At 39.3% G+C, this 23976-nt stretch carries 24 protein-coding genes; 22 read left to right on the top strand and 2 right to left on the bottom strand.

Features of this window, described 5'->3' with window-relative positions; all coding sequences use genetic code 11:
• Positions 1-89: 89 nt before the first annotated feature.
• Both E7303_RS02325 and E7303_RS02320 read left to right on the top strand, forming a co-directional pair.
• Positions 90-518, top strand: coding sequence for a chemotaxis protein CheW (locus E7303_RS02325; RefSeq protein WP_292143653.1), 429 nt, complete (start codon positions 90-92; stop codon positions 516-518).
• 10 nt (positions 519-528) lie between these two features.
• On the top strand, positions 529-993 hold the full coding sequence (locus E7303_RS02320; RefSeq protein WP_292143652.1) for a chemotaxis protein CheW: 465 nt from the start codon (positions 529-531) through the stop codon (positions 991-993).
• Positions 994-1035: 42 nt separating this feature from the next.
• Here the strand turns inward: E7303_RS02320 and E7303_RS02315 are convergent, their stop codons facing one another.
• Positions 1036-3150 (bottom strand): hypothetical protein, encoded by a 2115-nt coding sequence (locus E7303_RS02315; protein WP_292143651.1) that lies wholly within the window; start codon positions 3148-3150, stop codon positions 1036-1038.
• An 86-nt stretch (positions 3151-3236) separates the two neighbouring features.
• A complete protein-coding gene (locus E7303_RS02310) occupies positions 3237-4469 on the bottom strand; it encodes a nucleotidyltransferase (RefSeq protein ID WP_292143650.1) in 1233 nt (410 codons plus the stop codon).
• A gap of 194 nt (positions 4470-4663) precedes the next feature.
• Between E7303_RS02310 and E7303_RS02305 the strand changes: the two genes are divergently transcribed.
• The 20 genes from E7303_RS02305 (at position 4664) to E7303_RS02210 (ending at position 23943) form a co-directional block, all read left to right on the top strand.
• Positions 4664-5857: an acetate/propionate family kinase gene (locus E7303_RS02305; RefSeq protein ID WP_292143649.1), complete on the top strand. Its 1194-nt coding sequence runs from the start codon at positions 4664-4666 to the stop codon at positions 5855-5857.
• A 203-nt stretch (positions 5858-6060) separates the two neighbouring features.
• Entirely contained in the window at positions 6061-6921 is an 861-nt protein-coding gene (locus E7303_RS02300) for an AraC family transcriptional regulator (protein WP_292143648.1), read from the top strand.
• A gap of 122 nt (positions 6922-7043) precedes the next feature.
• Positions 7044-7226 carry a 50S ribosomal protein L32 gene (rpmF, locus tag E7303_RS02295; RefSeq protein ID WP_022773549.1) on the top strand — a complete coding sequence of 61 codons (183 nt, stop codon included), beginning with the start codon at positions 7044-7046 and terminating at the stop codon, positions 7224-7226.
• A gap of 156 nt (positions 7227-7382) precedes the next feature.
• Entirely contained in the window at positions 7383-8393 is a 1011-nt protein-coding gene (plsX, locus tag E7303_RS02290; RefSeq protein WP_022773551.1) for a phosphate acyltransferase PlsX, read from the top strand.
• A gap of 52 nt (positions 8394-8445) precedes the next feature.
• Positions 8446-8682, top strand: a complete 237-nt coding sequence (gene acpP / locus E7303_RS02285) for an acyl carrier protein (protein WP_022773552.1) — start codon at positions 8446-8448, stop codon at positions 8680-8682.
• 76 nt (positions 8683-8758) lie between these two features.
• Positions 8759-9454: a ribonuclease III gene (gene rnc / locus E7303_RS02280; protein ID WP_022773553.1), complete on the top strand. Its 696-nt coding sequence runs from the start codon at positions 8759-8761 to the stop codon at positions 9452-9454.
• A complete protein-coding gene (gene smc / locus E7303_RS02275) occupies positions 9454-13011 on the top strand; it encodes a chromosome segregation protein SMC (RefSeq protein ID WP_292143647.1) in 3558 nt (1185 codons plus the stop codon). The genes rnc and smc overlap by 1 nt, the downstream gene beginning before the upstream one ends.
• Entirely contained in the window at positions 13011-13922 is a 912-nt protein-coding gene (ftsY, locus tag E7303_RS02270) for a signal recognition particle-docking protein FtsY (RefSeq protein ID WP_022773556.1), read from the top strand. Before smc ends, ftsY begins: the two co-directional genes overlap by 1 nt.
• Positions 13923-13941: 19 nt before the next feature.
• Entirely contained in the window at positions 13942-15168 is a 1227-nt protein-coding gene (gene ilvA / locus E7303_RS02265; protein ID WP_022773557.1) for a threonine ammonia-lyase, read from the top strand.
• A gap of 3 nt (positions 15169-15171) precedes the next feature.
• A complete protein-coding gene (locus E7303_RS02260) occupies positions 15172-16050 on the top strand; it encodes a YitT family protein (protein WP_292143646.1) in 879 nt (292 codons plus the stop codon).
• A gap of 2 nt (positions 16051-16052) precedes the next feature.
• Positions 16053-17141, top strand: coding sequence for a glycoside hydrolase family 25 protein (locus E7303_RS02255; protein WP_292143645.1), 1089 nt, complete (start codon positions 16053-16055; stop codon positions 17139-17141).
• A 4-nt stretch (positions 17142-17145) separates the two neighbouring features.
• Entirely contained in the window at positions 17146-17988 is an 843-nt protein-coding gene (locus tag E7303_RS02250) for an AraC family transcriptional regulator (RefSeq protein ID WP_292143644.1), read from the top strand.
• An 88-nt stretch (positions 17989-18076) separates the two neighbouring features.
• A complete protein-coding gene (gene ylxM / locus E7303_RS02245) occupies positions 18077-18427 on the top strand; it encodes a YlxM family DNA-binding protein (protein WP_292143643.1) in 351 nt (116 codons plus the stop codon).
• Positions 18427-19797, top strand: coding sequence for a signal recognition particle protein (gene ffh / locus E7303_RS02240; RefSeq protein WP_292143642.1), 1371 nt, complete (start codon positions 18427-18429; stop codon positions 19795-19797). Before ylxM ends, ffh begins: the two co-directional genes overlap by 1 nt.
• An 83-nt stretch (positions 19798-19880) precedes the next feature.
• Positions 19881-20123 (top strand): 30S ribosomal protein S16, encoded by a 243-nt coding sequence (rpsP, locus tag E7303_RS02235; RefSeq protein WP_022773565.1) that lies wholly within the window; start codon positions 19881-19883, stop codon positions 20121-20123.
• A gap of 47 nt (positions 20124-20170) precedes the next feature.
• A complete protein-coding gene (locus tag E7303_RS02230) occupies positions 20171-20398 on the top strand; it encodes a KH domain-containing protein (RefSeq protein ID WP_022773567.1) in 228 nt (75 codons plus the stop codon).
• Between the two features lie 91 nt (positions 20399-20489).
• Positions 20490-21308 (top strand): tRNA (guanosine(37)-N1)-methyltransferase TrmD, encoded by an 819-nt coding sequence (gene trmD, locus E7303_RS02225; protein ID WP_292143641.1) that lies wholly within the window; start codon positions 20490-20492, stop codon positions 21306-21308.
• 1 nt (position 21309) lies between these two features.
• Complete coding sequence (gene rimM, locus E7303_RS02220; protein WP_292143640.1) at positions 21310-21822, top strand: ribosome maturation factor RimM; 513 nt, start codon at positions 21310-21312, stop codon at positions 21820-21822.
• A 75-nt stretch (positions 21823-21897) separates the two neighbouring features.
• The gene (udp, locus tag E7303_RS02215) at positions 21898-22674 is read left to right on the top strand and encodes a uridine phosphorylase (protein ID WP_022773570.1); all 777 of its coding nucleotides are present in this window, start codon (positions 21898-21900) and stop codon (positions 22672-22674) included.
• Between the two features lie 51 nt (positions 22675-22725).
• Positions 22726-23943 carry a BMP family lipoprotein gene (locus E7303_RS02210; protein ID WP_103868028.1) on the top strand — a complete coding sequence of 406 codons (1218 nt, stop codon included), beginning with the start codon at positions 22726-22728 and terminating at the stop codon, positions 23941-23943.
• Positions 23944-23976: the final 33 nt, after the last annotated feature.

Genomic DNA, 23976 nt, shown 5'->3' with positions numbered 1-23976 from the left:
TTTTTATGAAAAAAAGTATACTATTGACTATAAATAATTATGCATTTAGTATATTGCTCTTGGAGTGAACTATTTAGGGAGGTAATCAAATGGAATTAAGTCAAATTGTAACTGAGAATATGAAGAATTCACAGGCTTTGATTGCAGGAGTCAGAGATGAAAAGATCGCGATTCCCCTTTCATCAGTTTTATCTATAGAAAATGTATCTGTTTCTGAGATCAGCACTGTTAATTTTGAGGATGTTATATATCTTAGAGGCCAGGTTATTCCTCTTGTTTACATGGACAAGCTTTTTAACCTTGAGGAAGCCAGGAAGGAATCATTAAATATTAACGTTGTTATTTGTATGTATAAAGATACATATCTTGGCCTTGTTGTCGATGAACTCTTTGGACAGGAGGACATTGATAAAAAGTCTATGGGAATTCTCGATAACGAAAACCGTTTTTTTAGTGGCGCAACAATATTGGATGACGCAGTAGCACTTGTCCTTGATGTTGAATCACTTATAGCATAAGGAGTACAAAATGTCTGAACTTGCCGTTTATAATGCAAATGAAAATGAGTCAAAATATATCATTTTCAAAATCAACAAAGAAGTATACGCCATTGATGTTAAGAGCGTGAATAATATCATACAGATGCCTAAAATAACACAGGTGCCAAGTTCTCCAAAGTATTACAGAGGAGTGATCAACCTTCGTGGAGAAATAATTCCTGTAATGAGTCTTCGCCGCAGAATGAACTATGACGATGACTGTTTTACAAATAGTTCACGTATTATCATCCTCAACATCGGAGAGGATAACCTTTTAGGAATTGTTGTTGATGAAGTTAATGAGGTACTTGATATATCTTCAAAAGATATTGAGCAGCCTTCACAGTTCATAAAGAACGATGCTTCTGTTGTCAGCGGAGTAGGAAAGATCGGAGATATGATCATTTCTATATTGTCAGTTGATTCAATGATCGGTGAAAGAAAAGCATCATAAGATTTAATTAAACCTATACTGCCTTTTGGACAGTATAGGTTTTTATTTTTTCAAATATTCTATCTGGTTCGTGAGTTCTTCAGGAATATCAATTCCCTCTTTTTTAAGCTTGGCAATTATGTTAAGTATTGGCTTGGCTGTGTTATTTATTCGTACTGAGTAGTGGCTAAACAGATCCTTATACTGCGGATTGTCTGCATTTTTTTCTCGCACAGCCTTTGCAAAAGGGCAGAAGGTAAAAAGAATTTCTCTTGTAACTTTATTAAGTCTTGGAGATCCGGCAGCTTCAAACTTTACATAGGAAAGGTAGTCGGCGATAAATACATTTTTATAATTGTTGCTGAATTTCTTTAGATCAGTTCTTAGTTTTTCTTTGTTTTCAGTAGAAAGAGCTGAATTCTTTTTATAGAACTGTAAATAATCGCAGTACATGGAGGTAAGAGAAGGGTCTGTTACATCGTTCCAGTGGACTCCCTGCTCAGTCTTGCACATTTCCCATCTGAACTCGCCAAAGAGCTTTATCATGGTCTCCTCAGTATTTTCAGTATTAAAGATTGAAACAAGCATTCTGGCCTTTGTGCGCCTGTTTTTGCCATCTATTTCCTGCCAGAGGCTGGCTCTGCTACCAACATTTGGCATAAGGATCATATACGGAGTTATGTCATCTGCAAAAAAGACTTGCGGAACACCAATCTCTGTGTTGGAGAAAAGAGCCTGTCTGCAGAATACGCCGTAGTCGATGCCACGGATCATATCAAAATAGCCGTTTACTTTGGCGGCAGTCTGATAGGCCATATCAAGCGGTCTAAGTACGTTTTGCTCATCAAAAACAGGAACGAAAGATGAGATTCGTCCAAATGTCATTCTATTACCAAGAGAGAAAAGATTATGAATCTCAAATTCAAGCCTCTTTTGAGGGTTATTTTGCATAGCTTCAAGCTGTGCCTGATTTATAGCCCCTGTAGACTTTTGTTCTCTAAGATAGGAGGGCCAGTCCTGATCAAATTCGTTTTTGGATGGATCAACCTCTAACATGTAGATTTTTTTAAGCCACTCATAAATGGTCAGAACATTTCCCTTTTCATCAGGAATATAGGCCTTTGCCATGTTGTAGAGAATAGTTGTGTTTTTGGCACCGGCCAACTCTTCATCAACAAAGCCGAACATGAAAAACATTTTAACTTCGATAGGAAGCTCTTCATCCGTAAGACTTCTTAAGAAAGCAGGAGTAAATACTTCGTAAAAAGATGTGCTTATATTTCTGCGAAGCGCCCTTGCTTCGTCAGAGGAATCATAGCGGTTATTGGTTGATTTAAAGGACGAGATTTGTTCTTCGAATTTACTGGCGATCTCGCTGCTTACTCCTGAATATACAAGAATGGTATTAAGAGCATTTACTATAGTTACGCTGCCTTCGCTGCCTTCAGTCTCGGCGCGCTCCATATCTGCAAGCTTTGCTTTTATCACCTTCATGGTAGAAGCAAAGGATGATGTTTTCTTTTTTAAGACCTTCCTGTATTCATTAAGAATAAGAACCTGGTCTGAAATGGTCTTATATATAGTGTAAGTTGTCATTATTATTCCTGTCGCGATTTCTATATTTAGGCCATAAAAAGACTTCTTTAGTACAGCTTCGTTTTCTTTTAAACTGTTGCTAAAGTCAATTACCCAGTTTGGTACTTTTTCAGATTTTTCGGGTGGGATTAGTTCATCAAGTTCAAGGAATGTTTTGGCTATTTCGCCGACTTTTATGCAAAGACTTGGGTAATCTGCGTAGTCAGCCATGATCTGTTCATATTCCTGAAGCGCATCATCGAATTGTTTTTCATAGGCAGCGCAGGATTTGGCTGCAATTTCAGATGACTGAGCTGCAAGAATAGGGGCGATTTTGGGATTGGACTTGATGATTTTGGGAAGATCATCAGGTGAATTGAAGGTATAGGAATAAACAGTGGTTTCTTCAAGGGCTTCATAATTGTAAGCGTAGGGTGTACCGGGATTTTCGACAATACCTATAAAACCACCTACATTGCATATGATGGAAGAGTAAGCATTTGAAATCTGTATACTTCCCTTTACCACGACTTCAACACTGCTTACAATGTCCTGGTCCGCTTTATGAAGAAACTGCCCTTTTTCAAGTTTTGTAATTCCCATGAGTCCTCCAAAGAACAATCAAAAAGTAAATCACGTATATAATTTAATGTTATCACGATAACCTTTTGACTTCAATTAAAAGAAAATTAAAGAATTACAGGTTTTAATCTATATTCAGATCCAGTATTGTTCCCAGCAATGCGGTTATAAACTGAGGTGCCTGAAAGAGTCTCATTAAAAAGAGAAAGCTCAAGAGGTGAGAGTGTCTTTTGCGCATCCTTTAATCTGTACAGCATTGGAAGAGTAGCATTTTCTCTGAGACTTGCCAAAAGAGCTGACGATTCTTTCCGGGATCCGAGAATCCTCCCATAGGCAGTGAAACCGTTTCTTTTATAGCTTTCCATGTTCTCTTTTGTTATGTTAAGGAGAATGTGGAAGAGACATCTGCTTATTCTGGTATATGTAAGGTTCTTGGTTTTTAAACAGTCACAAAATGAATCAATATCAGTGAAGCTTTCGAGATTTGCAAAAATGCGATTTGAAAGATCTTCATTTACATCAAGGTATTTTGTATAGCCGCTATTTTGTTCTGAGATCAGTTTGTAATACAAAAGATCGGAGAAGTCATTGGAATCAAGGAATCTTCCCTGATACTTAGTGAAATAAACAAGCGCAGCGTCCGGAATCTGATCCTTAAGGACAGAAGAGCTCTTGCCTCTATCTGAAAGAATGCTGTTCCTTATGCCCTGGGCACTTGATATTTTGGCTATTTCAACGCTGTGATAATCTGCACCTTCTCTTTTTATTGTGTAAGGAGCTATTTTGCTGTTTGATCGCTTTAAGGCTTTTAGATATTCTATAGCTAAAATGTTATTTGGATTATCTAAAATATCAAACGCAACAGGGAAATTTGCGTTATCCTGATTGAAATATTCTTTTAAGGCTTCCTTCCTTGAAACAGGGTAGGATGCGCCTTGCTTTAGGCGCTTTGCAAGAGCTTCTTTATAAGCATCCGGCTCTTTTGCCAAAACATCTGCTATCATGCTTAAGGAATCAAGATCCGGGTCTTCACTTCCAAAGCACAAATAGTCCACAATGCCAAGCTTATCTAACAGAGAGATAGCACCGGAAGCGAAAAATTCAGCACTTCCCAGGCTGTAATAGATTGGAAGTTCCAATACGACATCAGCTCCACAGCTAAGGGCCATTTTTGCTCTGTCAAATTTGCTGATGATAGAGGGAGCGCCTCTTTCTACAAAGTCTCCGCTCATGACTACTACGCAGTAGTCAGCATTTAATTTCTTTTTACACTGATTTATGAGATATTCATGACCCTTATGAAAAGGATTGAATTCTGCGATGATCCCGATTGTCTTCATTAACGATATCCTGATAATATAATTCTATAGGTAACAACTATATTCAAATTTTTGTACAATTTTTTCCTTGTACAAGAATTATAATATAAGTATCATATTCATGGAAGATTTTTTGATTCTGCTCAAAGAATAAAAAATGAACTGAAGTTACTATTATATGTAGATTTCAGAAATATTTTGAAAAGAGGTCAAATATGAAAATTTTAGTTATTAACTGCGGAAGTTCATCACTTAAATTCCAGCTTATTGATTCAGATTCAGAAGCTGTTATCTGCAAGGGACTTTGCGAAAGAATCGGAATTGACGGAAGCCAGATTGTTTATACTCCAGCTGGCAAGGACAAAATTACTAAGGTTACTCCAATGCCTGATCATAACAGAGCAATCGAGCTTGTTATCGAGGCACTTACAAATAGCGAAAATGGTGTAGTTTCTCTTGATGAGATAGGAGCTGTTGGACATCGTATTGTTCATGGCGGAGAGAAGTTCACTAAGTCTGTTGTTATCAATGATGAGGTTATCAAGGCAATTGAGGAAGTATCTGATCTTGCACCTCTTCACAATCCTGCAAACCTTATCGGTATCAGAGCATGTCAGAAGGCTATGCCTTCAGTACCTATGGTTGCAGTGTTCGACACAGCATTCCATCAGACAATGCCTGAGGAGGCTTATCTTTACGGCCTTCCATATTCTTACTATGAGAAATACGGAATCAGAAGATATGGTTTTCACGGCACAAGCCATTCATATGTAAGCAAAAGAGCTGCCAAGATCCTTGGAAAGGATGCAAAAGACCTTAAACTTATCGTTTGCCACCTTGGAAATGGCGCTTCAATTTCAGCCGTAGATGGCGGAAAATGTATAGATACATCTATGGGACTTACTCCACTTGAGGGACTTATCATGGGAACAAGAAGTGGTGATATAGATCCTTCAGTTGTAGAGTTCATCATGAAGAAAGAGAATTCTACAGTAGCAGATGTTACAAATCTTTTAAATAAAAAGTCAGGTGTATTCGGACTTTCAGACGAGCTTTCATCTGATTTCAGAGACCTTCAGAAGGGATATGAAGAGGGTCATGCAGGTGCTAAGAGAGCGGTTGATGCATTTGTATACAGAGTAGTTAAGTACATCGGTGCTTACACAGCTGCTTTGGGAAGAGTTGATGCTATTTGCTTCACAGCAGGTGTGGGCGAGAACAGCGGATTTGTTCGTAACCTTATCTGCAAGAGACTTTCATTCCTCGGCGCAACTATTGATGAGGAAGCAAACAAGGCTCACGGTGAGGACAAGATCTTCTCAGGTGCTGACAGCAAGGTTACACTTATGATCGTTCCTACAAATGAAGAACTTGCAATTGCTCGTGATACAGTAGCGCTCTGCAAATAATGAATTTATAAAAGATTGAAAAAAAGAAGTGGTGATATTTTCACCGCTTCTTTTTTTATTGCTTTTGATGTTAATCGTTAAACTATATTTTCTTGTTATTAAATAAACACAACAAAAAACTTGAAAATACTGAAGTGAAATTGTATGATATACTATGTCTTTTGCTTGGGATAATATAGAAAAAAGCTGATAATAGGGAAGAAATGAAAGAGTTAAATTCATGTAAAGAGGCCATGGCCTCCAGTATTGAAAACAAATACTTTAGCATTGCTCACTTGTATAAAGATGAGAAGGCAATGGAAATGCATATTCATGACTGCTATGAGGTGTATTTTTCCATTTCAGGAGGAAAACAGTTCCTTATTGATAATAAGGTCTATGATATTGCCCCGGGAGATCTTTTCCTGATAAATCAGTATGACTCTCACTATCTGACTCAGATCGAGAAGGAAAAGCATGAGAGGATCGTTATCATGATCGATCCTGATTATATGAAAGAGATATCTTCAAAGGAAACTAATCTTGATGCATGTTTCCAGGAGAGAAATGAAAAGTTTTCCCATAAGATAAGCCTTACAAGTGAACAGCAGAGCCGTTTTCTTTACTTTGTAAACAAAATACTTACAAGTAACGGATACGGACATGACCTGCTTGAGAGGGCGACTTTTACTGAACTGTTCGTCTTGATAAATCAGATAGTTAATGAGAAAAACAGCGACAAGGTAGAAGACAGGCCATCTACATATAATGAACAGGTAGATGCCATTCTTTCTTACCTTAACAATAATATCCAGTACCCGATAAGCATTGGAGATCTTTCTAAACAGTTTTATATTAGTGAGTCATATATATGCAGGATCTTTAAGTCTGCGACCGGGACAACTATAAATAAATATATGACAGCCAGACGTATTTCTATTGCCAAGTCTCTGCTTGCAGAGGGAATAGGTGTGAGCGACGTTTGCGAGAAATGCGGCTTTAGCGACTATAGCAATTTCCTTAAGGCATTTACCAAGTCTGTAGGAATATCCCCCAAGAAATACTCTCAGAATTGCAACAGATAAAAAAACTGTTGACAAATAACGCTGCGATGAGTACAATATTCAAGTATGCTAATGAATAAACGTAAACAATTGCCTTGTTAAGGCAGTTTCTTATACGGTTACTGTAAGGAGGTGTTACTCAAATGTCAATCTGCCCAAAGAATAAGTCATCAAAAGGCCACAGAGATCAGAGAAGAGCTAACTGGAAAATGACAGCTCCAACTCTTGTAAAGTGCAGCCACTGTGGAGCTCTTATGCAGCCACATTGCGCATGTAAGAAGTGCGGCTATTATAACAAGAAGAGCATTGTTGAAGTTGAGGCTTGATAATTAAGTGGAACCTCATATGTTCTGAAATTTAAGGCTTTCCAATTTATTTGGGAAGCCCTTTTTTTGCCCTAAAAATCAATGTTTTATTCTATTGATTTTTGATTAGTACTCTTGTATATTATAAGAAGTCAATTTTGATATGGGGGTAATTTTATGGCAGAACTTGTAAGGGTTGCTGTTGATGCAATGGGAGGAGATAACGCTCCGTTTGTTACAGTTAAGGGTGCTGTAGACGCTGTTAAAGAGTCACAGAATCTCAAGGTTTTTCTCGTTGGAAAAAAGGATATTGTAGAAAAAGAACTTTCTGCTTATGAATATGACAAAGATAAGATTGAAGTTGTAGATGCAACTGAAGTTATCGAAATGGCTGAACCTCCGGTAATGGCTATCAGAAAAAAGAAAGATTCTTCTATCGTAAAGGCTATGTATATGGTCAACCATGGCGAGGCTGATGCCTATGTTTCTGCAGGAAGTACTGGCGCCACACTCGTAGGCGGACAGGTCATTGTTGGAAGACTTAAGGGAGTTGACAGAGCACCACTTGCTCCTCTTATCCCTACAGAGAAGGGCAATTCTCTGTTGATAGATTGCGGTGCCAATGTAGATGCCAGATCTAATCATCTGGTTCAATTTGCAAAAATGGGAACTGTCTACATGGAAAATGTAATGGGAATTAAGAATCCAACAGTTGCCATTGTTAATATCGGCGCAGAAGAGGAGAAAGGCAATGCACTTGTAAAAGAGACATTCCCACTTCTTAAGAACTGTCCTGATATAAACTTTATTGGAAGTATCGAGGCAAGAGATATTCCTGCTGGATTTGCTGATATTATCGTTTGTGAGGCTTTCACAGGTAACGTTATCCTTAAGATGTATGAAGGCGTTGCCAAGTCCATGATGCATGTTATCAAAAAGAGTCTTATGAGCAATCTTAAAACAAAGATTGGTGCACTCCTTATAAAGGATGACCTTAAGAAGTCTCTTTCAGATTACAGCATGGATAAATACGGCGGAGCTCCAATGCTTGGTCTTAAGGGTCTTGTAGTTAAGACTCATGGAAGTGCCAATGATATTGAGGTCAAGAATTCAATCTTGCAGTGTGTAACATTCACAGAACAGAAAATAAGTGAAAAGATCAGTGCTAAGCTTTCAGATGAAGGTTAAAAGCGTTGACTAAATAAATTATTACTTTGACGGTTAAGGAAGGTCGAATATTATGGAATTTGAAAAAATGAAAGAAGTTATTGCAGGCGTTTTAAATGTTGATCCTGAGGAAATCAAGATGGATACAACTTTTACAGAGGATCTTGGTGCTGACTCACTTGATCTTTTCCAGATCATTATGGGTCTTGAGGATGAATTTGATGTTCAGATCGATCCTGAAAAGACAGAGAATATCACTACTGTTGGTGAGGCTGTAGAGCTTCTTAAAAGCGCACTTTCTACAAAATAAGCTGTAAATAAATAACAGACTATGGTGAGGCAGCTTTATGACTGCCTCATTTTAATTTAAGTAATCGAGGTTTTTTATGTTATCAGAGTCAGATATTTCAAAATTTGAAAATACTATTGGATATACTTTTAAGGATAAATCACTTTTGATCCAGGCTTTTACACACAGCTCTTTTGTCAATGAACAAAAGATCAATAAAAAGCCGGATTATGAGCGCCTTGAGTTTTTGGGAGATGCTGTTCTTGAAATGCTATCAAGTGAGTATCTTTTCAAAAAATATCCGGATAAAAAAGAGGGCGAAATGTCCAAGATCAGAGCTTCTCTTGTATGTGAACCGGCTCTGGCTTTTGACGCAGAAAAACTTGATATAAGACACTACATGCAGCTTGGAAAAGGTGAAGAAGCCACTGGGGGCAGAAATAAGGAATCAATCATTGCTGATATGGTTGAGGCAGTGATCGGTGCACTGTTTTTGGATGGTGGAATAGAAGAGTCCAAGAGATTTATTTACTCATATGTTCTTACAAATGAAGAGAGCATGCAGATGTTTAGCGATAGCAAATCTATTCTTCAGGAGATTGTGCAGGGACAGAATCTGGGACAAATTCGATATGAAATTTGTGGCGAAAGTGGCCCTGAACATGATAAAATATTTGATGTCCGCGTTTTTGTGGGAGATAAGAATTTTGGAGAGGGGTCAGGAAAAACCAAAAAAGCAGCTGAGCAGAAGGCTGCTTACAAGGCAATTCTTGAATTAAAGAAAAGCAAGTAATGTATTTAAAAAGTATTGAGATCCACGGCTTTAAGTCGTTTGCAAATAAGATAAAATTTGATTTTCATAATGGTATCACCGGAATTGTAGGACCTAACGGCTCAGGTAAAAGTAATGTAGCTGATGCTGTCAGGTGGGTTCTTGGTGAACAGCGTATTAAACAGCTGCGTGGTGGATCCATGCAGGATGTTATCTTTTCGGGAACTGAGCTTCGTAAGCCCTTGGGCTATGCTTATGTTGCCATCACACTTGATAATTCTGATCATTCCCTTGCTATAGACTACGATGAGGTCACTGTTTCAAGAAGACTTTATCGTTCGGGAGAAAGTGAATATATGATAAATGGCTCCGCGTGTCGTCTAAAGGACGTTAATGAGCTGTTTATGGATACAGGTATCGGTAAAGAGGGATACTCTATCATCGGACAGGGCCAGATCGATCAGATCCTTTCAAGTAAACCTGAGGACAGGCGTAATCTTTTTGATGAGGCCGCAGGTATTGTTAAGTTTAAGTCCCGTAAAGAGACCGCTATCAAAAAGCTTGAGGAAGAGAAGATAAATCTGACTCGTCTTTCTGATATCTTATCTGAGCTTGAAAAACAGATAGGACCTTTAGAGAAACAGTCTGAAGTAGCCAAGGAGTATTTAAAACTCAGAGAGCGCCTCAAAACCTTGGACGTAAATATGTTCCTTGTTGAGAATAAGAGCCAGAGACAGCAGCTTGAGGATGCAGAGAAAAATCTCGGCATTGCTACAGAATCTCTTGATAAGGCAAAAGAATCTTATGAAAAAGCCAAGGAAGAATACGAAGGCATTCAGAAAAAACTTGAAATTTTGGACCGTGAGATTGATGAAGCCAGAGCAAGGATTACAGATTCTTCTGTTAAAAAAGAAAAGCTTGAAGGCCAGATCGGTATCTTAAATGAAAAGATAAAATCTGCCACAACTAATGATGCTCATTTTAAATCCCGTATCAAGGATGAGCAGGCAAAAATTGAAGAAAAGAATAAAGAAAAAGAGACATATCTTTCTGAAAAAGAAAGCATTGATAAGGATGTAGAAGAACTTTCACAGAAGCGTGATGCTGCCAGAAAAGAGCTGGAAAGAGTTCTTACACAGATATCCAACATAAATGATGAAGTAGAGAGCTGCAAGAGCGATATCATCGAAACCCTGAATACACGAGCAACGATCAAGTCAAAGCTCAGTTCTCTTAACACCATGAAAGAGCAGGTCAACATCAGAAAGGCAGAGCTTACAGGAAAACTTGTAAGAGCCAGATCTGATGAGTCCAAGCAGGAAGAGACTATTAAGAAACTTAGAGATGAGTTCGACCGCATAACTTCAGAGATTTCTGAAATGAACAAAAAGCAGAAACAGGCTGAAGAAGACGTAAAAGAGATGCGTGAGACCATGTCTTTGAAAGATACTGAGCTTAGAAAAGTTCAGGAGCTATATCAGCAGGAAAAATCAAGACTTGAAGCTTTGGCCAACATTACAGAGAGATATGAGGGATACGGCGGAAGCGTTAAAAAGGTAATGGAGAAGAAGGATACAACGCCAGGAATCATAGGTGTTGTAGCCGATATTATCAAAACACAGCCAAAGTATGAGACGGCTATCGAAGTTGCTCTTGGTGGTAACATTCAGAATATTGTTACTGACGATGAAGAAACAGCCAAGAAAATGATTGCCTACCTGAAAGAGACAAGAGCAGGAAGAGCAACATTTTTACCACTTACAGCACTTGATAATCCGCCTGAACTCAAAGCTAAAGAGGCACTGAATGAAAAGGGTGTTCTTGGTATGGCTGATGAACTTGTTGATACAGATCCTAAGTACAGACAGGTTGCAAAGGCAATGCTTGGAAGAATTGTTGCCGTAGACAACATTGACAACGCTGTTAAGATTGCCAGAAAGTATAATTATACAGTACGTATGGTAACTCTTGAGGGTGAACTTCTTGTTCCCGGCGGTGCTATCAGTGGTGGTGCTTTCAAAAACAACTCAAATCTCCTTGGTAGGAGACGTGAGATGGATGAAATGGAAGCCAACGTCAAAAAGTACAAGCAAAATATTGATGATCTTAAGAGTGAGATTGAGGAGTGCAGAACAAAGAGAAATGAACTTAGAACTCTTGCTGAAGAACTTAGAACAGAGCTACAGGGCAAGTTCATCGCTCAGAATACTGCAAGACTTAATGTTGAGAATGAAGAGGCAAGACAGGCTGAACAGAAGGCCGGCTACAGCGACCTTAAGGCTGAAAGTGACGAGATAGAGAGTAAGCTTTTGGAAATCGCCGATGAAAAAGCTAAGGCAGAAGCACTTCTTGAGTCTTCAGAGAATACAGAAAAAGAGTCTACAGAAAAAGTAGAGAAATATCAGAAGGAACTGGAAGGACTTCATGAGATCGAGGAAACTGAAAATGAAAAGGTTTCAAAGCTCGATATTGAATATGAGAAGATTGCTCAAAAGCATGAATTCCAGCAGCAGAATTTAAATCGTGTAGAAGCGGATATAACAGCTCTTGAAAAAGGACTTCAGGAAATTATAGATTCCATGGAGGAAAATGTTAGAAATCTTGAGCAGAACAAAAAAGACATCGAAGAGATTAGACTTACTATCGAGGCTTCTGTTGATGTTCAGTCTGATGCTAATAAAGAACTTGAACAAAAGAAAGAAGAAAAGAACGAGCTTTCTGTTTCACAGAAAGAATTCTTTGGAAAGACTGAAGAACTCAACAAACAGATATCAGATCTTGATAAGGAAGTTATCAGATTGGGCTCAAAGAAGGAGAAATGCCAGGAGGCTATCGAGTCACATATTAACTACATGTGGAATGAGTACGAGATAACCTTATCTGATGCGGCCCAGCTTCGTGATGAGAATATGACGGATGTTCCTGCTATGAGAAAAGAGACCAATTCTCTTAAGGATTCCATCAGAAAACTTGGTGATGTAAACGTCAATGCCATCGAGGATTATAAAAACCTCATGGAGAGATATACGTTCATGAAGACTCAGCATGATGACCTTATAGAAGCAGAGAGGCAACTCAAAGAGATCATCAAAGACCTTGATGAATCTATGAGAAAGCAGTTTATCGAACAGTTCCACAAGATCAATACAGAGTTTGATCAGGTATTTAAGGAAATGTTCGGAGGTGGAAAAGGATCTCTTGAACTTGCTGAGGATGAGGATGTTTTGGAGGCAGGAATCAGGATCAATGCACAGCCACCGGGAAAGAAACTGGTAAACATGATGCAGATGTCCGGTGGAGAGAAGGCTCTTACAGCTATAGCACTTCTTTTTGCCATTCAGAACCTAAAGCCTTCACCATTCTGTCTTTTGGATGAGATTGAAGCGGCCCTTGATGAGAATAACGTTGTTCGTTTTGCTAAATATCTCCACAAGCTTTCAAGTACACAGTTTATTGTAATTACTCATCGTCGTGGTACAATGGAAAGTGCTGATAGATTATACGGTATTACCATGCAGGAGAAGGGCGTATCTACTCTTGTAAGTGTAAACCTCATTGATAAGGAGCTTACGAATTAATGGCAAATAACTTTTTTGCAAAACTGCAACAGGGATTATCCAAGACCAGAGACAATATTGCTAAAGGTTTTGACAATGTTTTTTCCGGTTTTTCAAGCATTGACGAGGATTTCTATGAAGAGCTTGAAGAGACTCTGATAATGGCTGATATCGGTGTTAACGCCACCAGCAGAATCATGGATGAACTTCGTAATCAGGTAAAAGAAAAAAGAATTTCTGACCCCAATGCATGCAGGCAGCTTTTGAATCAGATATTAAGAGATCAGATGAGTACTGATGAGCATGCTTATGACTTTGAAGATAAAAAGACAATTATCTTTGTTATCGGTGTAAATGGAGTAGGAAAGACAACATCAGTTGGAAAACTTGCTTCTATTTTCAAAAATAAAGGTAAGAAAGTCTTGATAGCTGCAGCTGATACTTATAGAGCAGCGGCAACCGAACAGCTTCAGGAATGGGCAAAAAGGGCAGATACTCCTATTATTACAGGAAAAGAAGGAGCTGACCCTGCAAGCGTTATATATGATGCAGCATCTGCCTTTAAGGCAAGAGGCTGCGATATTCTGATAGTTGATACAGCCGGAAGACTTCATAATAAAAAGAACCTTATGGAAGAACTGGCCAAGATGAACAGGATCATTGATAAAGAACTGCCTGGAATCTGGCGCGAAAACTTTATCGTTTTGGATGGAACTACAGGGCAGAATGCGATCATGCAGGCAAGAGAGTTTGGAGAGGCTGCACAGCTTACGGGCATTGTGCTTACTAAACTTGATGGAACCGCTAAGGGAGGAATTGCTGTTGCCATTGTATCGGAACTTAACATTCCGGTTAAATATGTGGGAGTTGGAGAGGGTATTGACGATCTTGAGAGATTTAACTCAGATGAATTTGTTGATGCTCTAATGTAAGAGCTGGTAAGGAGACGACATGGAAAACGGGGAAAAGATGACACTCGCAAAATTTGAAGAAGCCTATGAAGATGTGAAAAAAGTTACTTTGGAGACAAAGCTTATTTACAGTGATTACTGGAGCAATGCAACAGGTAACAAGGTTTATTTAAAGCCTGAGAATCTTCAGAGAACAGGTGCCTACAAGGTAAGAGGCGCTTATTACAAGATAACAACTCTTTCTGATGAAGAGAGAAAGAAAGGCCTTATTACTGCATCTGCCGGTAACCACGCGCAGGGTGTCGCATATGCTGCAAAATGCTATGGAGTAAAGGCTACAATTGTAATGCCTACTTCCACACCTTTGATTAAAGTTAACAGAACAAAGGCTCTTGGTGCTGAAGTAGTGCTTCATGGAAATGTATATGATGAAGCTTATGAACATGCAAAAAAACTTGCCGAGGAAAATGGATATACTATGGTTCATCCATTTGATGACCTTGATGTTGCAACAGGACAGGGTACTATTGCAATGGAGATCATTAAAGAGCTTCCAACAGTAGATTATATTCTTGTTCCTATCGGTGGCGGCGGACTTGCTACAGGTGTATCAACACTTGCAAAGCTCCTCAATCCAAAGGTTAAGGTAATAGGTGTAGAGCCTGCCGGCGCAAACTGTATGCAGGAATCAATGAAGGAAGGTCATGTCGTTACACTTCCTACAGTAAATACCATTGCTGATGGTACAGCTGTTAAGACACCTGGTGAAAAGATATTCCCTTATCTTAGCAAAAATATTGATGAGATCATAACCGTTCCGGATGAAGATCTTGTAGTAGCATTCCTTGATATGGTTGAGAACCATAAGATGGTAGTAGAGAACTCAGGACTTTTATCTGTTGCAGCTCTTAAGCAGCTCGATGTAAAAGACAAAAAGATAGCATGCGTTTTATCTGGCGGTAACATGGATATTATTACAATGTCTTCTGTTGTACAGCAGGGACTTATTATGAGAGACAGAATCTTTACCGTTTCTGTACTTCTTCCTGATAAGCCAGGAGAACTCTCCAGAGTTTCAGGCGTAATTGCTGATGTAAAAGGAAATGTTATCAAACTGGAACACAATCAGTTTGTTTCTATTAACAGAAATGCAGCTGTTGAGCTCAGGATCACTCTTGAAGCTTTCGGAAGCGAGCACAAACAGCAGATCATTGATGCGCTCAATGATAACGGCTATAAACCAAGAATTGTAAGGACAAATATTTAAGTAATGAATAGAATCAAATCAAAAAGATTAAGAAGAATAGCAGAATATATACTGATAACAATAGGATCAATCATATATGGAGCAACAACGGCACTACTTATTGATCCTAACAATATAGCACCTGGAGGACTTACCGGTCTTGCTATTGTTCTTAACAGAGTTGTTCCTATGGGAACTGGTATGTGGTTTCTTATTATGAACATACCTATTTTGATTCTTTCCATATGGAAGTTTGGAATCAGATTTACGATTTCAACTATATATGCCACGGCTGTGATTTCCTGGGTTACGGATATCTGTACTAACTTCTTTTCGGGATACATAATTCATGATGTATTTCTTGGGGCATCCTTTGGTAGTGCGGCCCTTGGTATTGCAATCGGCCTGATTTTTAAATGTCATGCCACAACTGGCGGTACCGATGTTATAATTAAATTATTAAGGATCAAGTATCCGCATATCAAAACTGGAGTGCTATACCTTTTGACAGATATTGTAGTACTTCTTATAGCGGGTATAGTATTTGGTGACTTTGCTGCATCCTTGTATTCCTTCATGTCGGTTATGGTCACATCTTATGTTCTTGATCTTGTTTTGTATGGAAGAGACGAAGCTAAGCTTATTTATATTATTTCTGACAGGCCTGATGAGATAACCAAAAGACTTCTCGAAGAGCTGGATATTGGTGCCACTCATGTTTTTGCCAAGGGCGCATACAGCGGGGAAGACAAAAAAGTTATCATGTGTGCCATAAAGAAGAGACTCTCACCTCTTGCTGAAGATATAGTAAGAGACGAGGATCCGAATGCATTTATGATCATCTCAAGTGCAAGTGAGATTTATGGCGAAGGCTATAAAAGTTATTTTGACGAGAGAATTTGAGTATGAATAGTTCATCTGGGGAATTTCGTGAGAGAAGGGGTGTCAGGAACACTCATAATATTATTTCTATAATATTCTTAAGCCTTGTAGCGCTTTTGGCGCTGTCTTTTAGCATTGCGCTTCTGATAAAAAATGCCATGCTTAAAAGAGAGGAAGAGGCTGTAAGGAGCGAGCTTGAAGCCCTGAACAACGAGGGATATTACACAGAAGTTGAGACACAGATCCTTGTTGATGAGGCTAAAAAGGTTGCTGCTGATGAAACTGAGAAATCAATCAAAGGTATGATCCAGAGCAAACTTGAAGCAGGTGAAGGCGCCACCTCGACTATCAGGTCTCTTTTCCCTGAGCAGATAGTTGTTGCCAGTGATGGCAGATACTATTTCTTCCCTATTACGGATGAAATTGAACATCATCCTTTTGGTGAAGATGATTTCGAATTTGATGAAAAGGGCTACCTTCAGTACGTTGGTGATGATGAGAGTATTAAGACCAAAACAGGGATTGATGTATCAAGATTCCAGGGTGATATAGACTGGAAGAAGGTTGCCGGTGCAGGAATTGACTTTGCTATCATAAGGACAGGATTTAGAGGTACAACAGAAGGTAAGCTTCTTCAGGATGATTATTTTGAAGATAATATAAAGGGTGCCACAAAAAATGGCATTGATGTTGGTGTTTATTTTTATTCACAGGCACTGAATGAAACAGAAGCCCTTGAAGAAGTTCAGATGATGCTTGACATGATCGAACCGTACGAGATCAAGTATCCTGTTGTTATCGACATAGAATCTGCTGATTCTGATTCAGCAAGAACTGTAAACCTTTCCAGTGATTCATATGAAAAGGTTGCTAAAACTTTCTGCGAGGCTGTAAAAAAAGCAGGCTATAAGCCGATGATCTATGGCAATGTTAAGTCATTTACGCTTCTCATGGATGCTGCTGATGTAGATGACTACGATATTTGGATTGCTTACTACGGAACACCACTTTATTATCCATATCACTTTGATATGTGGCAGTATACATCCACTGGAAGTGTTGATGGAATAACAGGCAACGTTGACCTTAATATTTGTATAACAGATTATTGATCATATGGACACAAAAGATTACGAACAGAAGGGCTATCTAAACGAAGATTATAAATTCTTCCATATATGTGATAGTGAGAACATAGATATACCTTTTCATTACCACGATTTTGATAAGCTCATTCTGATACTGAATGGAAATGTGAAATATATTATCGAAGGGCGAGAGTATGAACTTTTGCCCTTCGATTTTGTGCTTGTAAACAGGTTTGATATACATAAGCCTGTTTGCGAGGAGGGCGATGGGAAGAAGAAATATGACAGGATAATTCTTTATCTCAACCATGATTTTCTTGTGAAATATGGGCTTTTAGACGCTTTTTGTAAGGCAAAAGAAATGGAGAGCTGCGTTGTCAGATTCCCAGCTGATATCAGCACTAAGATATATGATGCCTTTAAGAAAATAGAAGAAGACCTGAAAGTGGAAGACAAAGAATATGCAGGTAAGCTGTCTACAGGAATAGATGTGCTGCGAGCTTTGATTGAATTTAACAAAGCCTGTATATCAGAAGAACTTGGTTTTACTCAGGAAGCCAGGTACAACAGAAAAGTCATTGATATCATAGAGTATATCAATAAAAACCTTTCAAAGGATCTTACTATCGAGAGGCTTTCTGATCACTTCTATATGAGCAAATACCACATGATGAGAGTTTTTAAACAGGAGACAGGCTACTCAGTTCATCAGTATGTTTCTGAAAAGCGTATTCTCTTTGCCAGGACACTTATTATGTCAGGGATGCCTGCAACCAGCGCCTGCCTTGAAGCTGGCTTTAAAGACTATTCATCCTTTAGCAGAGCCTTTAAATTGCAGCTTGGAGTACTTCCTTCAGAACTAAAGATATAGTGAGATATAGGTGTCAAGAAAAAATACTTGACACCTCTTTTCTTTTTATATATTATAGACATTGTTGATTTTTAGGAAGAGGTATATCATGGAGAAAATCGTAGAACAGGGTCTTCTATATGATTTTTACGGCGAGCTTCTGACAGAGCATCAGAGACAGGTCTATGAAGCTGCTGTATATGATGATATGTCACTTACTGAAATAGCAGATGAGCACGGTATCAGCAAACAGGGAGTACATGATCTTATCAAGAGATGTACCAAGACTTTGCAGGGATACGAGGATAAGCTTCACATGATTCGAAGATTTGAAGCTATCAAGGAGAGTGCTAAAGAGCTAAAAAGCGTTTCTGATAGTAACAAAGATATGTCAGATGAAGAGCTTCGAAAGAGGCTGGGCAGCATTTCTGACAGAATTTTAGAGGAGCTTAATAACTAATGGCTTTTGAAAGTCTTACCGATAAATTGCAGGATGCCTTTAAGGGGCTCCGCAGCAAGGGTGCGTTAACTGAAGATGATGTAAAAGCTGCTTTAAAAGAAGTTAAAATGGCTCTTTTGGAAGCGGACGTTAACTTTAAGGTTGTTAAACAGTTTGTTTCTTCAGTTCAGGAGAGAGCAATCGGCGAGGAAGTTCTAAACGGACTCAACCCTGCTCAGATGGTCATCAAGATTGTCAATGAAGAGATGACCAAGCTCATGGGCTCTGAGACAACAGAGCTTATGCTTCAGGATAGCAAGTATATCACTGTTATCATGATGTGTGGTCTTCAGGGTGCCGGTAAAACAACCACCGCAGCTAAACTTGCAGGAAAACTTAAGGGCAAAAGGAAACCACTGCTTGTAGCTTGTGACGTATACAGGCCTGCAGCTATTGATCAGCTTGAGGTCAATGCTAAAAAGCAGGAAGTTGATTTCTTTTCAATGGGCACAGATGTTAGCCCAGTTAAAATTGCTAAATCCGCAATGGACTATGCAAAAGAGCATGGTCATAACGTTGTGATTTTAGATACAGCCGGTCGTCTTCAGATTGATGAAGCGATGATGAAAGAACTGCGTGATATTAAGGATGCTGTAACAGTGCATCATACGCTTCTTGTAGTAGATGCCATGACTGGTCAGGAAGCGGTTAACGTTGCTGAACAGTTCAATGAAAAGGTAGGCATTAATGGAATCATCCTTTCTAAGATGGATGGTGATTCACGAGGTGGTGCAGCTCTTTCAACCAAGGCAGTCACAGGAAAGCCTATTCTGTTCGTTGGTATGGGCGAGAAGTTATCTGACCTTGAACAGTTCTATCCGGATCGTATGGCAAGCCGTATCCTTGGAATGGGAGATGTGCTGAGCCTTATCGATAAAGCCGTTGAGGCAAACGCAGAGCGTGATGCTGAAAAAGACCGCGAGATGGTCTCCAAGATGAAGAAGGGTAAGATTGACTTCGAAATGTATCTTGAGAGCATGAAGCAGATGCGCAATATGGGAGGACTTGCTTCCATAATGGGAATGCTTCCGGGTATGGGCAAGATAAGCGATGATCAGCTCCCTGATGAGAAACAGCTTGCAAGGATTGAAGCTATTGTCCTTTCAATGACTCCTGAAGAGCGCAGGAATCCTAAGCTTATGACTCCACAGAGAAAGTTCAGGATTGCTAAGGGATCAGGTAACGATATTGCAGCTGTAAACCGCTTTATAAAGCAGTTTGAACAGATGCAGAAAATGATGAAGCAGATGCCCGGTCTTATGGGCGGCAAGAGAGGATTCGGAAAATTTGGCAATCCTTTCGGAGGCTTCGGTGGTAATAAGTTCTTTTGATATGTGATTCAGCAAATAGCTGGTTTATCCATATAAATACAATATTTTTTAATTTTTTATTCATTTTACGGAGGAAATTTAAAATGGCAGTAAAGATCAGATTAAAGAGAATTGGTAAGAAGAAGGTTCCTTTCTACAGAATCATCGTTTCTGATTCAAAGTTCCCTGTACAGGGTAAGTTCATCGAGGAGATCGGAACATACGATCCTAACACAGATCCTAGCACAGTAAAGTTCAACGAAGAACTTGCAAAGAAGTGGCTTTCAAACGGTGCACAGCCTACAGAGTCTGTTGCAAAGCTTCTTAAGCAGGCTGGTATCAAGTAATAAAACTTGAATTATAAATTTTAATTACTTGTGCCGGAGGTTAATCAATGAAAGAGTTAGTAGAAGTAATCGCAAAATCGCTCGTTGATAATCCTGAAGAAGTCGTTGTGACTGAGAAGGCAGAGGGGCGTAATATTATGATCGAGCTTCATGTTGCACCTTCAGACATGGGCAAGGTAATTGGCAAACAGGGAAGAATTGCTAAGGCAATCAGAGCTGTTGTAAAGGCTGCTTCTACCAGAGAAAACCTTAAGGTAGACGTGGAGATAGTTTAAGCCAAATAATATTGAGTCGAATTGGTAACATACCAATTCGGCTCAAATTTAAAATAAGCATTTATGCTTGTAATTTTTAGTAGGATATAAGATGAATTTTCACATCATGACATTGTTTCCCGAAATGATTCAGAGTTCTCTTTCAAGTAGCATTACAGGAAGAGCTGAGAATAAGGGATATATTTCTTTTAATGCTGTAAATATCAGAGATTATTCTAATGATTTCAAACATCACAAGGTTGACGATTATACATATGGTGGCGGTGCTGGTATGCTTATGCAGGCACAGCCTATTTATGATTGTTTTATAGATATCAAAAACAAGATCATCGAAAACGGTGGGAAGTCTCCAAGAGTCATTTACGTTACTCCTCAGGGAAGCGTATTTGATCAGAAAAAAGCTCAGGAGCTCTCAAAGGAGGATGATCTTGTTTTTTTATGCGGCCATTATGAAGGCGTAGATGAGAGAGTTTTAGAAGAGATTGTTACTGACTATATTTCAATCGGAGATTATGTCCTTACAGGTGGAGAGCTTCCTGCCATGGTCATGATAGATGCAATCTCAAGGCTTGTTCCCGGGGTTCTCAATAATGATGAGTCTGCTCTTACAGAGAGCTTTCACAATAATCTTCTTGAGTATCCTCAGTATTCTAGACCTGAGGAATGGATGGGCAAAAAGGTTCCACCGATCCTTTTGTCGGGAGACCACAAGAAGGTTGATGAGTGGAGACTTGAGCAGTCGATTATAAGGACAAAAGAAAGGCGTCCTGATCTTTATGAAAAGTGGCTACTAGAAAATCCCCCAAAGCCTGAGAAAAAGAAGAGAAGAAAAAGAAAGTCTACAGAAGAATCACCAGCAAGCGGTAGCGCTGTAGCTGATAGTAATGATGTTTTGAAAGATGGTGAATGATATGACAGAAACATTTCAGGTTGGCGTAATAGCATCAACGCATGGACTTGCAGGGGAAGTTAATGTTTTCCCTACTACAGAGGACCCAAATCGCTTTAAAAAACTTAAAAAGGTAACTCTTCATACAAGTAGAGGTGAAGAAATAGAACTCGATGTTCAGAGTGCAAGATTTTTCAAGAAATTTGTCATTGTTAAATTCAAACAGTTCAACAATATAAACGAAGTTGAAAAATTTAAAGGCTGCGAGCTTACAATCGAGAGAAAAGATGCTCTGAAACTTAATCCCGGCGAGTATTACTGCGCTGATCTTATTGGCCTTGATATAGTTGATGAGGATGGCAACGTTTTGGGGAGCGTGACGGATGTTATTCAGACAGGTGCAAATGATGTCTATGAGATGAAAAGGGCAGATGGCGGTGAGAACGTCTATATTCCTGCTATAAAAGACTGTATAAAAGAAATAGATATAACGAAAAAAAGAATTATTATACATGTTATGGATGGACTTATGTAAATCCTGATGACTTTTATTGCTAAATAAACTATAATTATAGGTGTTAGTTTTTAACTAGGATTGTGAGGAAAAGTAATGGTTGATTATACAGAAGGTGCGGGGTACCAATATCATACACACGTAGCTCCGGGAGATGTCGGGAGATATGTTATTCTTACAGGAGATCCGGGACGTTGCGAATCTATTTCCAAATTGTTGGATAATCCCAAGTTTGTTGCGTACAATAGAGAATATAACTGCTACACAGGATATCTGGACGGAGAAAAGGTAAGTGTTATCTCCCATGGTATCGGTGGAGCATCTACTGCAATATGTATTGAAGAGCTTGCAAAGTGCGGCGCAGATACATTTATCAGAATGGGTACATCCGGTGGAATGCAGGATGATGTGATCGGAGGAGATATAGTTATCGCGTCAGGAGCTATCAGAGCTGAAGGCACATCTAAGGAATATGCTCCTATCGAGTATCCGGCAGTTGCTTCTTTTGAAGTTGTAAATGCATTGGTTGAGGGAGCTAAAAAGGCAGGAGCCAATTACCACGTAGGTGTTGCACAGTGCAAGGATTCTTTCTTTGGACAGCATGAGCCTGAGACAAAACCTGTTGGTCCGGAGCTTTTATATAAGTGGGATGCATGGATCAAGTGCGGCGCCCTTTGCTCTGAAATGGAAAGCTCAACATTATTTATAGTTGGTAGTTATTTAAGACTTCGTACTGGTGCGGTTTTGCTTGTTGTCGCAAACCAGGAGCGAGCTAAAAAAGGTCTTTCTAATCCTCAGGTACACGAAATGGATAAAGTGTACAGTACAACAATAGAGGCCATTAGAAGACTCATTGCCTCGGATAAAACCTGAAAAGGGGTTTATCAATAAATGTTTTCATTAATCAAAAAATGGAGGACGATTATGAAAAAGAAATTTTTAGCAGTACTTATGGCTGCAACAATGGTTTCTTCACTTGTAGCTTGCGGACAGACAGCTGCAACAACAGAGACTACTGAGACAACTGAGGCTACTCAGGAAACACAGGCTACTGAGCCAGCAGCTGAAACAGCAGCTGAGACTACAGAAGCTGGTGACAAGATGATGATCGCTATGGTAACAGACTACGGCGATATCACAGACCAGTCTTTCAACCAGTCAACTTATGAGGCTTGTAAGGCATTTGCTGAGGCAAACAATGCTGAGTTCACTTACTACAAGCCAGAAGGCGACTCAACAGCAGAGAGAGTTGCTATGATCGATAAGGCTGTATCTGATGGTTACAACGTAATCGTAATGCCTGGTTATGCATTTGCAGAAGCTATCGTTGAGACAGCTGACATGTACCCAGACGTTAAGTTTGTTGCTCTTGATGTTTCTGAGTATGACCTTGAAGGTGATGGATCTGATTTCAATTCAGAGACATATCCTAACGTATTCTCAGCAGTATATCAGGAAGAGCTTCCTGGATACATGGCTGGTTATGCTGCAGTAAAGATGGGCTATACACAGCTTGGTTTCCTTGGTGGTATGGCTGTTCCTGCTGTTATCCGTTATGGTTATGGTTTCGTTCAGGGTGCTGACGCTGCTGCAAAGGAGCTTGGCGCTGATGTTTCTATCAACTATGCATATGGTAACCAGTTCTACGGTGATTCAGATATCACAGCTGCTATGGATACATGGTATCAGGGCGGCACACAGGTAGTATTTGCTTGTGGTGGCGGTATCTTCACATCAGCTGGTGAGGCTGCAGGCAAGGTTGGCGGAAAAGTTATCGGTGTTGACGTTGACCAGTCAAAGACTATCGATGGAATGTTTGAAGCAGGTATGACTGTTACTTCAGCTATGAAGGGCCTTCAGGCTACAGTTAACACACTTCTTGCTGCTATCAGAGATGGTCAGTGGGATTCTTATGCCGGCAAGATTCTTAACCTTGGTCTTGTTTCTGGCGATGACACATCACTTAACTATGTTGGTCTTCCAGAAGATACAACAATTTGGACAGAATCTTTCACAGTTGATGATTACAAGAAGCTCGTTGCTGATATGGTAAGCGGCGCTGTAACAGTATCTAACGATACAACAGCAGCTGAGCCTACAGCAGAGAATGTAAAGATCAACTTCCAGGGCAATATTAAGTAATAATTACTTCAGTATGAAGTTCAGGGACCGGAA

This window comes from Butyrivibrio sp., assembly GCF_015056685.1.
In the GTDB taxonomy this organism is placed as follows: Bacteria; Bacillota; Clostridia; order Lachnospirales; family Lachnospiraceae; genus Butyrivibrio.
Note: the sequence above shows the minus strand (reverse complement) of the source record. Positions and strands in the feature narration are given on the sequence as shown.

What these genes read in the sequence shown, in the direction of transcription:
- rimM (WP_292143640.1), top strand. Translation starts at nt 21,310, where the DNA reads ATGACAGAAACATTTCAGGTTGGCGTAATAGCATCAACGCATGGACTT.
- E7303_RS02210 (WP_103868028.1), top strand. Translation starts at nt 22,726, where the DNA reads ATGAAAAAGAAATTTTTAGCAGTACTTATGGCTGCAACAATGGTTTCT.
- udp (WP_022773570.1), top strand. Translation starts at nt 21,898, where the DNA reads ATGGTTGATTATACAGAAGGTGCGGGGTACCAATATCATACACACGTA.
- E7303_RS02305 (WP_292143649.1), top strand. Translation starts at nt 4,664, where the DNA reads ATGAAAATTTTAGTTATTAACTGCGGAAGTTCATCACTTAAATTCCAG.
- ylxM (WP_292143643.1), top strand. Translation starts at nt 18,077, where the DNA reads ATGGAGAAAATCGTAGAACAGGGTCTTCTATATGATTTTTACGGCGAG.
- E7303_RS02315 (WP_292143651.1), bottom strand. Translation starts at nt 3,150, where the DNA reads ATGGGAATTACAAAACTTGAAAAAGGGCAGTTTCTTCATAAAGCGGAC.
- plsX (WP_022773551.1), top strand. Translation starts at nt 7,383, where the DNA reads ATGGCAGAACTTGTAAGGGTTGCTGTTGATGCAATGGGAGGAGATAAC.
- E7303_RS02260 (WP_292143646.1), top strand. Translation starts at nt 15,172, where the DNA reads ATGAATAGAATCAAATCAAAAAGATTAAGAAGAATAGCAGAATATATA.
- acpP (WP_022773552.1), top strand. Translation starts at nt 8,446, where the DNA reads ATGGAATTTGAAAAAATGAAAGAAGTTATTGCAGGCGTTTTAAATGTT.
- rpmF (WP_022773549.1), top strand. Translation starts at nt 7,044, where the DNA reads ATGTCAATCTGCCCAAAGAATAAGTCATCAAAAGGCCACAGAGATCAG.
- rnc (WP_022773553.1), top strand. Translation starts at nt 8,759, where the DNA reads ATGTTATCAGAGTCAGATATTTCAAAATTTGAAAATACTATTGGATAT.
- E7303_RS02300 (WP_292143648.1), top strand. Translation starts at nt 6,061, where the DNA reads ATGAAAGAGTTAAATTCATGTAAAGAGGCCATGGCCTCCAGTATTGAA.
- trmD (WP_292143641.1), top strand. Translation starts at nt 20,490, where the DNA reads ATGAATTTTCACATCATGACATTGTTTCCCGAAATGATTCAGAGTTCT.
- smc (WP_292143647.1), top strand. Translation starts at nt 9,454, where the DNA reads ATGTATTTAAAAAGTATTGAGATCCACGGCTTTAAGTCGTTTGCAAAT.
- E7303_RS02250 (WP_292143644.1), top strand. Translation starts at nt 17,146, where the DNA reads ATGGACACAAAAGATTACGAACAGAAGGGCTATCTAAACGAAGATTAT.
- E7303_RS02325 (WP_292143653.1), top strand. Translation starts at nt 90, where the DNA reads ATGGAATTAAGTCAAATTGTAACTGAGAATATGAAGAATTCACAGGCT.
- E7303_RS02310 (WP_292143650.1), bottom strand. Translation starts at nt 4,469, where the DNA reads ATGAAGACAATCGGGATCATCGCAGAATTCAATCCTTTTCATAAGGGT.
- rpsP (WP_022773565.1), top strand. Translation starts at nt 19,881, where the DNA reads ATGGCAGTAAAGATCAGATTAAAGAGAATTGGTAAGAAGAAGGTTCCT.
- ilvA (WP_022773557.1), top strand. Translation starts at nt 13,942, where the DNA reads ATGGAAAACGGGGAAAAGATGACACTCGCAAAATTTGAAGAAGCCTAT.
- ftsY (WP_022773556.1), top strand. Translation starts at nt 13,011, where the DNA reads ATGGCAAATAACTTTTTTGCAAAACTGCAACAGGGATTATCCAAGACC.
- E7303_RS02255 (WP_292143645.1), top strand. Translation starts at nt 16,053, where the DNA reads ATGAATAGTTCATCTGGGGAATTTCGTGAGAGAAGGGGTGTCAGGAAC.
- E7303_RS02230 (WP_022773567.1), top strand. Translation starts at nt 20,171, where the DNA reads ATGAAAGAGTTAGTAGAAGTAATCGCAAAATCGCTCGTTGATAATCCT.
- ffh (WP_292143642.1), top strand. Translation starts at nt 18,427, where the DNA reads ATGGCTTTTGAAAGTCTTACCGATAAATTGCAGGATGCCTTTAAGGGG.
- E7303_RS02320 (WP_292143652.1), top strand. Translation starts at nt 529, where the DNA reads ATGTCTGAACTTGCCGTTTATAATGCAAATGAAAATGAGTCAAAATAT.